Origin of the sequence: Sinorhizobium sp. P24N7 (assembly GCF_042436655.1) — a bacterium.
Classification (GTDB): domain Bacteria; phylum Pseudomonadota; class Alphaproteobacteria; order Rhizobiales; family Rhizobiaceae; genus Sinorhizobium; species Sinorhizobium meliloti_A.
Window position 1 is genome coordinate 123,553 of sequence record NZ_JBHMIW010000019.1, and the last position, 10,939, is coordinate 134,491.

Genomic DNA, 10,939 nt, shown 5'->3' on the forward strand with positions numbered 1-10,939 from the left:
TAGGGCGTGTCCATGCGCGGAGAGCGCATCATTAATACCTATGAGGAGTCGCATATTCAGTGCGTCGCACACTCGCACGTTGAACATGGCGGTGCAAGGCTTGCCGCCGTGTCTCGCTGTACGGGCGCCATTTTTCGGGGGGATACATCGGATGAAGCACGCCACCAGAAGCAGGAAAGCCCGGCCGAGGTCTTCGCTCACAGCATTCCGGCCCGGCGACCAAGCGGCGCTTCCGTCCGAGCGGAACACCTCGCATTTTTTGTTCGTGCTGGCCGTGGGTCTCGGCGGGGCGGCCCTGGCCGGCGAGGCGTATGCGGGTTGCAATGGAAATGCAACCCAGACGATCGGCCAGGTCGATTATGGATACACATGGTCGGCCTGTTGGGGCGACAGTGGTGTCGATGACAAGGATGAGAAGAACGGCGATCCCGGAGCGAACATAACGATCGACACCCAGGCGTCGTACACGGCCGGCGCCAGTCTCCCTTACACCATGCCCTGGGATTCCGTCGGCGGTGTCATCATGACATACACAATGGGAGGCGCTGGCGTCGACGAGGGAAGCGCCGGCGCAGGGGGCGCCGTGACGATCACCAATTACGGCCCCATAACCCTGACCACCTCGACGGATCCAGGCTCGATCGGCAGCCTGATTTCCGCGACGAGCTTCGGCGGCTCGGGGGACGGGGATAACGACAATTACAAGTCCAATGGTGGGGCAGGCGGGTCCGGAGGCGCGCTGACGATCACCAACTACGGCGCGCTGAGCGTAGAGTCGCTCAGCTCCAATACGGCCAGGGGCATGGCCGGCATTCATGCCGTGAGCAAGGGTGGCACCGGCGGCAACCAGAACAGCGGCGCGGCAGGCGACCAGTTCGGGGGAGTCGGCGGCAGCGGCGGAAGCATCAGCATCACCAACACCGGGCAGGTGAATCTCGGCAGCGCGACCAACCCGCTGAACGGGCTGGACTATGTCTGGGGTCTCGCCGCCCAATCCATCGGCCAGGCGGGGGGGCACGACAATGGCGCGGGTGGGGCAGGTGGCTCCATCCGCATCAGCAACGGTTCAACCGGCGGAAATGCCTCGGTCGGTGCGATCAACATCTACTCGAACAGTGCCGACAGCGTGCGCGGCATCTATGCGTTCAGCCAAGGCTCCTATGGCACGGCCTCTCAGGATTCATCCGACAATGGCGGCGCCGGCGCGGACGGCGACCAGTTCAGCATCGACACCTATTCCGACATCACCGTGGTCGCCACCGGCTCCGGCCCGAACGAACTGTCCGGCGGCATCGTTGCCATCAGCCAGGGTGGTGATGGCGGCGCCGGCACCAAGTCAACGACCGGAGGCCGTGGCGGGAACGGCTCTGCGTTCAACTCGACCCTGAGCGTCCAATCGGGCGTCACGGTTTCGACAAAAGGCGATTATGTCGCCGGTGTCGTCGGGCTGGCCCAGGGCGGTAGAGGCGGCGACGGCGCCAGCGGCGAGAAGGATAGCTCCGGCGGTAAAGGCGGCGACGTCAGCGAGATTCAGATCAATGTCTATGGCGGTTCCATCGAGACCGACGGCCTCGAGGCCTACGGCCTGCTGGGGGGAAGCATCGGCGGTCAGGGAGGCAATGGCGGCGACGACACGGCCCTTGTCGGAACGAGCGGCGGCGGCGGCTACGGTGGCAATGCCGGCGGTGTCGGTGCGTATGTCACTGCCGGCTCCAAGATCACGACGACAGGGGATTTTTCGGCTGCGGTCACCCTGCATTCGATCGGCGGCGGCGGCGGCACGGGCGGCGATTTCACCGACGTGCTCGGCGGCGGTGCCGGCAATGGCGGCAATGGCGGCGATGGCAATACGGCCACCATCAACAATGCTGGCGGGACGATCGACACCTCGGGCGACCATTCCTATGGCATCCTGGTACAGTCGATCGGCGGCAGCGGCGGCACAGGCGGCATCGCCGACGGGCTGACGCTCGAGCTGGGTGGCGATGGCGGCGACGGCGGGAAGGCCGAGACGGCCAGCGTCCAGCATACCGGAATCATCACCACGACCGGCTATTCCGCGCACGGCATCATCGCGCAGTCGATCAGCGGCGGCGGCGGCGCTGCCGGCACGGCGGGCGGGGTGCTGTCTATCGGAGGTACCGGCGGCGCCGCCAACTACGGCGGTACTGCCGAGGTCCGGAGCTCGGGTGCCATCAGCACCGCCGGCGACGCGGCGATCGGTATCATGGCGCAATCCATCGGCGGCGGCGGCGGTTCAGGTGGCGGTGCTGAAGGCATCGCGGGCGTCGGAGGCTCGGGCGGCGCCGGCGGCTACGGTACTCATGCCAACATATTGCTGTCCGGCGGTTCGGTCACCACGCAGGGAGAAATGGCGCATGCGATCATGGCGCAGTCGATCGGCGGCGGCGGCGGCAATGGTGGCGATGTGATCGATATGTCGGTTGCGGTTCCGGGGCTGGGCGTCGGCGGCAGTGCCTCGGGTGGCGGTAGCGGCGGATGGGTCTGCGTCACCAATGCGAATCCCAGCAGCGATTGCTCCGCAGGTTCCGGAGCGCCGCAGCCCGTCACGATCGCGACCGGGGGTTCCGGAGCGGTCGGCATTCTCGCGCAGTCGATCGGCGGCGGCGGCGGCAATGGCGGCAACGCCACGGGCGGCGATGCCGGGTTCGGCAGCTTCCAGATCGGCGGCGGCGGTGGCGGTGGCGGCTATGCAAATACCGTGGATGTCGGCTTCCAGGGCCTCAGCCTGATGACCGGCGGCTCGCACGCCGCGGGCATCGTGGCGCAATCGATCGGCGGCGGCGGCGGCACCGGCGGTACCGCGAGCTCCTATTCCGCAGGTCTCGGCTTCACCGCGTCGGTCGCCGTCGGCGGTACCGGTGGCAACGGCGGGTACAGCGACAAGGTTACAGTGCATCTGACCGACAGTTCCATCTGGACCGGACAGGACGACGGCGACGTGACCGATGCCATCGGCGTGCTCGCGCAGTCGATCAGCGGCGGCGGCGGCAGTGGCGGCTCTTCGATTGCCGACGCACTCACCGTGGCGGTGCCGACCGGTGAGGACGTCTCCCTGGCGATGAGCGTCTCCACGGCGGTTGGAGGCAGCGGTGGATCGTCCCATGACGCCGCCGCGGTGTCACTGACGCTCGACGGCAGCACCGCGGTCTCCACGAAAGGCGCTTCGTCGCATGGCCTCGTGGCGCAGTCGATCGGCGGCGGCGGCGGCAATGGCGGCAGCGCGTCGTCGTTGGCCGCGACGGCGGGCACGGTGGACACGGTCAGCGCCGACATCGGCGTCTCGGTCGGAGGCTCGGGCAGCGGCGGCGGCAATGGCGGTACCGTCACGGTCGATCTCGATGACAGCGCCTCGGTGGCGACGGCCGGCGACTATGCCAATGCGATCGTGGCGCAGTCGATCGGCGGCGGCGGCGGCAATGGCGGCGTCGGCAGTGTCAACAGCAAGCAGATCGGCAGCGGCTTCAACCTGACCGCAAAAGTCGGGATCGGCGGATCAGGCAGCGGCGGCGCCGGCGCCGGGAACGCGACTGTGACGCTCGACAGCGGCACCAGCCTGCAGACCAGCGGGTCCGGTTCGCGCGGCGTGCTCGTCCAGTCGATCGGCGGTGGCGGCGGGACTTCGCAGGGCGCCAGCGTCGGGCTGTCGGCCAGCGCCAGTCTGCCCGGCGGCGAGGAAGCCGAAGAATCGGAAGAGGGCAGCGGCGCTTTCTCCGCATCTGTCGACGTTTCGCTGGGCCGCACCGGCGGCAGCGGCGGCTCCGCCGGCACGGTCGACGTCACCACCGCAGGTAAGATCACTACTTTTGGCGCCGATGCCGACGGGGTATTGGCGCAGTCGATCGGCGGTGGCGGCGGGCTGGGCGGCTCGGTGGGGCAGGCTACTTCCGACGGTTCCGAGCCGCTCGACGACGAGGGAGAGAGCGATTGCTCCAGCGTCGACGGCGATGGTGAATCCGGCTACTGCTTCGGAGTGAGTGTCGGCGCGACCATCGACGACGGCGGCACTGGCGGGACGGCCGCAAACGGCAACGCGGTCACGCTGACGCATGCCGGTCGCATCGCCACGCTGGGCGACTGGGCCGACGGCATCGTCGCCCAGTCGATCGGCGGGGGCGGCGGTGCGGGCGGCACCTCCACCGCGTCCGGAAGCCAGGCAACGGCCAACATTACCGTCGGTGTCGGCGGCAGCGGCGGTGCGGGCGGCAATGGCGGTGCGGTCGACGTCACCTTCGACGACAACCATGGCAACAGCATCAGCACCGCGGGATACAGCGCCTATGGCGTGCTGCTGCAGTCGATCGGTGGCGGCGGCGGGCAGGGCGGCGATGGTTCCGACCAGGCGGCAGGCAGGATCACGGTCGGCGGCGGCTTCGGCGGCAGCGGTGGTGCCGGCGGCAGCGGCGGTACGGTCACTGCCAAGGGGTGGATCAACCTTTCGACGAGCGGCGATGACGCGCACGGCATCGTAGCGCAGTCGATCGGCGGCGGCGGCGGCGTCGGCGGCGCCGGAAGCAGCACCGCCGCCGAAAAAGAGCACAGCCACACGATCGATCTCGTTGTCGGCGGCAGCGGCGGTGTCGGCGGCAGCGGCGGCGAAGTCGATCTCAGCGTCGGCACGACCCTCAACACTTCCGGCGCTCGGGCATTCGGCCTCGTCGCCCAGTCGATCGGCGGCGGCGGCGGCATCGGGGGCGCTGGCGAGGCCGACAGCATTGCCTCGCTGGTGGTGGGCGGCTCGGGCGGTGGAACAATAGACGGCGGCGCAGTCACCGTCGACCTGACGAGCCAGAGCTCGATCACGACGCGGGGCATAGCTGCCCATGGCCTCGTCGCCCAGTCGATCGGCGGCGGCGGCGGTGTTGGCGGCGCCGCCTCGGGTGCGCCGCTCTCTTTCACCGGCAACAGCCCCGGCAGCTACGGTGACGGTGGCAACGTCGCCGTCACGGCCGACGGCAGCATCTTCACGCGCGGCGACTACGCCTTCGGCGTGCTGGCGCAGTCGATCGGCGGCGGCGGCGGCTTCGGCGGCAATGCGACGCGTGCCTTTATCGGTTCCAACGGAAATCTCTCGTCGGACGGCAAGAGCGGCAATGTTACGGTCAGCCTCGCTGCCGGCAGGACTATTCAGGCGTCCGGCAAGGACTCGATCGGCATATTCGCGCAGAGCGATGCAGGAACGGACAACAACGGCACGGTCGATGTGACCGTCAGTGGTACTGTCACCGGCGGTTCCGGCGACAACGGTGCCGGCATCTGGGTTTCGGCCGGTAAAAACAACGTGTTGACCGTCAACTCCGGAGGCAGCGTCTCGGCCGCTTCGGGCGTCGCCGTTCAATATACCGCCGGCGTAAACTCGCCCGGAGACAGCACCCTGATGGTGAACAACGCCGGTACCATCAGCGGCAGCGTGAAAGGAGCCTTGCCCGTCGCGGCCAAAATGTCGAGGGTGGCCCGCTTGGGCGGCGACACGGCAGTCTCCGTCGTCAACGAGGCAGGCGGCCTGTTGGCGGATGCGGAGATCTACGAGGCTGACGTAATGAATCATGGCAGCCTCACGATCGGTCGTTCCGGCGGTATCGACGGCACCCGGATCACAGGCGACCTCACGCAGGACGCAGGTGGGCTGCTGGGGATCACCGCCGACTTCGCCGGCTTCCGTATGGACCGGCTGATCATCGACGGCGACGCCACGCTCGCCGGCAAGTTGACGGTGAACGCCATCAGCGTCCTGCCAGACATCACCCTGCCGTTCCTCACTGTCGAAGGCGCCCTGGACCATTCGTTGAGCGCCGAGTCGTCGATCTTCGATTATTCCATCAGCCGCGCGGGAAATGAGCTGTCGGTTTCAGCGGACTCGGCTCACTTCACCGATCCCGGTGCCGTGCTGAACCAAGACCAGAACAACGTCGCCGGTCATCTGCAGCAGGTTTGGGACGCCGGCGGCGGTTCCTTCGGCACGCTTTTCGGCACGCTCGGATCTCTGGCCGACCACGATTCCGGCGACTACGCGGCTGCTCTCTCCGACATGTCGCCCGGCATTTCAGGCGCGGCCGCGGCCGGCAGCATCGCCATGACGCAGCAGCGTCTCGACCTGCTATTGAGCTGCCCGATGTTTGCCGATGGCACCTCGGCTCTGGTCGAGACGAGTTGCATGTGGAGCCAGGCCGGCGCACAAACACTGGACCAGAAGGCCGGCGGCGGCGTGTCGGGCTTCGATACGACGACCTACGCTCTTCGGGCGGGGGCCCAGGTGGAGGTATCGCCGGACTGGTTCGTCGGCTTCGCCGGCGGCTATGACCGCAGTTCCATTCGCGGCGACGACGGCCGGGTCAACGCCGACGGCGACATCATCTATGCCGGCGCCTCGCTGAAGCATGAGATCGGCGCATGGCTGCTGTCGGGCGCCGTCGCCGGCAGCTATGGTTGGTACGACAACACGCGCACGATCCGCATTCCGGGCTTCGCCGGCCAGGCCGAGGGCGATCCGGAGATCTACAACCTCAGCACCCGGGTACGCGCCGCCTATACCTTCGCGCAGGAGCCCTATTATGTGCGGCCTCTGGTCGATCTCGATCTGATCTACTCGCATGCCAGCGGTTATCGCGAGTCGGGAACCGGCGCGCTCGATCTCCTGGTTGACGACTCCGGCCAATGGAGCTTCCACGCAACCCCGGCGATCGAGGTCGGCACGCGGGTCGAGGTGAACGAAACGACGGTGATGCGGGCGTTTGCAGGCGCAGGAGTGAGCTTCAGCACGGTCGACAGCTGGGATACCTCGGCCCGGCTGGCCGGTGCTCCGGCCGGGATCGGCATGTTCGACAGCGAGGTGCCGCTGGCAGACGTGGTCGGGCGGGTAACCGCGGGCATCGATCTTGCAACGGATAGCGGCTTCGGTCTCCGCGTGGAATATAATGGCTCGTTCTCGGACACCTACAACAGTCATGCCGGTTCGCTGCGCTTGAGCCACAAGTTCTGAGGAAACGACTGGATACAATGCAGCTGCACAGGAGCAGCGGACGCTCCCGGCGGGGCGTCCTCGACGCGGCTTACCGCATCGCTGGTACCGTACAGAAAGATTTTCCAAGAGTTGGCGGATCTCCAGCCAAACCATGTCCTGACTCGACGTACATCGCGGGGTAGATGAGGTTCACATATGAATTCGGGAGCCTCACGAAATGCGCATCGCATCATTTGCCTTCACGCTGTCCTTCCTCGCCTCTTCAGCGCTGGCTGCCGACATCAGTCCACTCGTAGATGCCGAATGGGTCAAGGCGCATGCCGGCGATAAGGACGTCGTCATCCTCGACATCCGCGACAAGGTCGCCGAGACAGAACTTGGCGACAAGCCCTATATACAGGGCGCGGTGGTCGCCCCCTATGCGAGCGCCGGTTGGCGTACCGAGGTGGGTGGCGTCCCCGGCATGCTGCCGCCGCTGGAGCAGATCACCAAGTTGATCGGCGATCTCGGCATCGACGATGACGATCACGTCGTCATCGTGCCCTGGGGTACGGATTCGACTGAGTTCGGTGGCGCGACCCGCGTCTATTGGACGTTCAAATATCTCGGCCATGAGGAAGTCTCGATCCTCGACGGCGGGTGGCGGCAGTACGACGCCGCCGGCGGGGCCCGTTCCGCCGAGGCAGTAAAGCCCGAACCGGCGACGTTCCACGCCGAGCCGCAGGAAAAACTGCTGGCGACGACCGAGGAAGTCGCTGCCGCGCTTAAGGCCGGCGTCAAGCTCATCGATGGCCGGCCGGCCGAGCAGCACGAGGGCAAGTCCAAGAGCCCGGTCGTGCGCGCCAACGGCACTATTCCTGGATCGATCAATATCGAGCACTCCAAGCTCTACAGTCAGGACCACGCGCTTTTCGCCCGACCCGAAACTGTGAAGGCCCTGACCGAGGCCGCCGGTCTGGCTGCGGAAGAGGAAAACATCGCCTTCTGCAACACGGGGCACTGGGCATCCGTAACATGGTTCGCCCTGTCCGAGGTGCTAGGCAACAAGAACACCACCATGTATGACGGCTCGATGGCCGAATGGACGGCCGACCCGGCGCGCCCGGTCGAGAACAAGTCGGGCACCTGACGCCAGCGGACCGGGACCGATCCGCGGTAGCGGAAGAACAGGCGAATGTCCGCAAGCTGCGGACATTCGCGATTTGACCAATGCCGCACAAACGGCAGGAATTCGAAATGACCGACATTTCCTTTGATCGTTCGCGATATTTGCCGCCGGCGATTGTCGACCGTGGGCCGGCGCTCGTAGCCGGCGGCGCACTGCTGATAGGCTTTCTCGTCATCGCGCAGCTGATCGATCTGCGGCAGGCGGCCCTCTTCGTCGTCGGCGGCCTGTTGGGGGTCGCTCTTTATCACGGCTCCTTCGGTTTCACGGGCGGGTGGCGCCGGATGGTGGTCGAACGTCGCGGGCGCGGCATCCGCGCCCAGATGCTGATGATCGGCGTGGCGGCATTGGCCATGATCCCGCTGATCTCGGCAGGCAGCCTCGGTGGCCAGCCGATCGTCGGCGCGCTGGCGCCGGTCGGGGTCTCCGTACTCGTCGGGGCTGCCATGTTCGGGTTGGGCATGCAGCTTGGCGGCGGCTGCGGTTCGGGCACATTGTTCACCGTCGGCGGCGGTTCGGCCCGCATGCTCGTCACGCTTGCCTTCTTCATCGTCGGCGCGCTCATCGGCTCGGCGCATCTTCCGTGGTGGCTGACCCTTCCATCCTTCGGCACGATCGATCTCGGCCGGCAGCTCGGGACCGGCACTGCCATCCTCGCGACGCTCGCAGGGCTCGGCCTCGTTGCCCTGGCGACGGCGCTGATCGAGTGGCGCGCGCATGGCAATATCGAAAGGGAGCCGGAACCGTCGCGTGCGGGTTGGGCCTGGCTGCTTTACGGTCCATGGCCTCTGGTGGGGGCAGGGCTGCTCATGGCTTTGCTCAACGTCGCCACGCTGCTGCTTGCCGGCCATCCCTGGTCGGTCACGTTCGGCTTCGGCCTGTGGGGCGCCAAGGCGGCGCAGGCGGTCGGCGTTCCGGTCGCGACGTGGGAGTTCTGGAACTGGCCGGGGCCGCAAGCGGCGCTCAATGCAAGCGTCCTCGCCGACGTTACATCGGTGATGAATTTCGGTATCGTTCTTGGCGCGGCAGCCGCCGCGAGTCTTGCCGGAAAATTCGCGCCGAAGGCGAAAATTCCGTTTGGCTCCATGCTCGCGGCCGTCGTCGGCGGTCTGTTGATGGGCTATGGCGCACGGCTTTCCTTCGGCTGCAATATAGGCGCGCTGTTCTCAGGCATCGCTTCGGGCAGCCTGCATGGCTGGCTGTGGTTTGCGACTGCCTTTGTCGGCTCGTTCGTCGGCGTCTGGATGCGTCCGCTTTTCGGTCTCGACGGGTTCAAGAAGAAATGACGACAAGGAACACGCTTCTTTTCGGTGCAGCGCTGGCGGCAGCGACCGCCGCTGTGGCAGTCGATCACCACAGTCATCCCGTTCCGCGCGCCCAGCCGGCAGCGGCCTCCGGTTCGGCGGGAGGGGCGGCGCCCTGTGCCGCAGGTGCCCCGTGCGCCGCTGCCGCGCCTTGTGCGGCCGGTGCGCCTTGCGCCGCCGGAGCTCCGCTCGCGGCACCACCTCCGCCGCCCGCGCCAGTGCCCATCGCGCCTTGTGCCGCCGGGGCACCCTGCACGGCAGCGGCACCCAAGCTCGCGCCGCCGCCGCCGCCGGTTCCCCTCCCGACCGAGAGCAAGAAGCTTCCGCCGCCTCCGCCGCCCATTCCCTTACCGGACCAGGAAAATGGCTGAGCAAGCCATAGAACTCGCGCGCCGCGAGATCGCCTACTGCGAAACCTTGCTCGCCAAGGGCGGTCTCAACGTGCTCAGCGAGACCTTTCGCGACACGGCCGAAATCAAGGCCTGGGACCACTACCCGACAGGCGATGTGTTCGACCCGACGAGCGGCGCTCAGTGGTTCTATCACTGCCACCCGGCTGAAGAGGCAGCGGAAGAACGCGGCCATTTCCACTGCTTCTTGCGACCGCAAGGACCGCGAGGGCCGATCCACCATCTCGCGGCTGTGGGGGTCGACGCTCACGGGCGCCTTTTGCGGCTTTTCACGGTGAACCAGTGGGTGGTCGGAGATGACTGGCTCGGCGCGGAAGGCACGATCGCTCTTTTGCCGCGCTTCGACGTGCAGATGCCGCGGCCGTCTTATCTCGTGAACCGTTGGCTGACGGCAATTTTCGCCGCCTACGAGCCGCAAATAACCGAACTGATCCGCGAGCGTGACCGCACCTTGCTCACACACCGCCAGCCTGAAGGCGTCGAAGCGCGCCAGGACCGCGCGCTGGAGGTAACTTCGGAGTTCAAGCTTTCGGGTGGCTAGATGTGGCGAACGAGGATCAAGCAGATCCCGTTAACCATACCAAAGCTCCAAAGAGTGCGCTTTCGGCTCCGAAACTGGGTGAGTGAGTGACTGGAAACGCCTGTAATCACAGGCGTTCTATGGAATCGTTGCTACCGACCCGAAGGTACAATGTGCCGTGCGGATCGGAAAGGTACGAGCTGGCAGCGAAGTGCGTCCAGTCAGAGAAGCGGCCAGGATAGCCTTCTGTTGCCTAAATCCCTGAGGCGGACTTTGCGCGTGCACTCGCTTCAGCATGTCAAGATTGGTCTTGGCGCGCGCTATCGCGTCGTGAAGATGCGGATCAGGTCCAAGCATCTTGTTGTCATTAAGCAAAGCAACGGAAACAACACCTGCGTTGTGTTCCATAAGATAGATTATCTGATTTGTGTATGTAGCGGCAGTTTAGAGATGCGACATATGAGCCAGTTAGAGATGCGACAGTCGTCGCCTCTCGGGATGCTGGTCAAACGTCAACGTTTGGAAGGAAGACTGGCGACGTGAAGCGTGGTTGAGACC

5 protein-coding genes are annotated in these 10,939 nt (G+C 66.1%); 4 read left to right on the forward strand and 1 reads right to left on the reverse strand.

Annotation, left to right across the window (positions count from 1 at the left end; all coding sequences use genetic code 11):
- Nucleotides 1–151 precede the first annotated feature (151 nt).
- The 3 genes from ACFHWW_RS28345 (at nt 152) to ACFHWW_RS28355 (ending at nt 9,433) form a co-directional block, all read left to right on the forward strand.
- Complete coding sequence (locus tag ACFHWW_RS28345; protein ID WP_379942441.1) at nt 152–7,000, forward strand: autotransporter outer membrane beta-barrel domain-containing protein; 6,849 nt, start codon at nt 152–154, stop codon at nt 6,998–7,000.
- 199 nt (nt 7,001–7,199) lie between these two features.
- The gene (locus ACFHWW_RS28350) at nt 7,200–8,111 is read left to right on the forward strand and encodes a sulfurtransferase (protein ID WP_275599107.1); all 912 of its coding nucleotides are present in this window, start codon (nt 7,200–7,202) and stop codon (nt 8,109–8,111) included.
- Nucleotides 8,112–8,218: 107 nt separating this feature from the next.
- Entirely contained in the window at nt 8,219–9,433 is a 1,215-nt protein-coding gene (locus ACFHWW_RS28355) for a YeeE/YedE family protein (RefSeq protein ID WP_324763720.1), read from the forward strand.
- Nucleotides 9,434–9,506: 73 nt separating this feature from the next.
- Here ACFHWW_RS28355 and ACFHWW_RS28360 read toward each other — a convergent pair whose 3' ends face one another.
- Nucleotides 9,507–9,767 carry a hypothetical protein gene (locus ACFHWW_RS28360; RefSeq protein WP_379942443.1) on the reverse strand — a complete coding sequence of 87 codons (261 nt, stop codon included), beginning with the start codon at nt 9,765–9,767 and terminating at the stop codon, nt 9,507–9,509.
- Nucleotides 9,768–9,814: 47 nt separating this feature from the next.
- Here ACFHWW_RS28360 and ACFHWW_RS28365 point away from each other — a divergent pair, with 47 nt between their 5' ends.
- A complete protein-coding gene (locus tag ACFHWW_RS28365; RefSeq protein WP_379942445.1) occupies nt 9,815–10,402 on the forward strand; it encodes a DUF6969 family protein in 588 nt (195 codons plus the stop codon).
- Nucleotides 10,403–10,939: the final 537 nt, after the last annotated feature.

Bases quoted from the DNA above. Each gene is read 5' to 3' on its own strand.
- ACFHWW_RS28345 (WP_379942441.1), top strand. From the start codon at position 152: ATGAAGCACGCCACCAGAAGCAGGAAAGCCCGGCCGAGGTCTTCGCTC.
- ACFHWW_RS28350 (WP_275599107.1), top strand. From the start codon at position 7,200: ATGCGCATCGCATCATTTGCCTTCACGCTGTCCTTCCTCGCCTCTTCA.
- ACFHWW_RS28355 (WP_324763720.1), top strand. From the start codon at position 8,219: ATGACCGACATTTCCTTTGATCGTTCGCGATATTTGCCGCCGGCGATT.
- ACFHWW_RS28365 (WP_379942445.1), top strand. From the start codon at position 9,815: ATGGCTGAGCAAGCCATAGAACTCGCGCGCCGCGAGATCGCCTACTGC.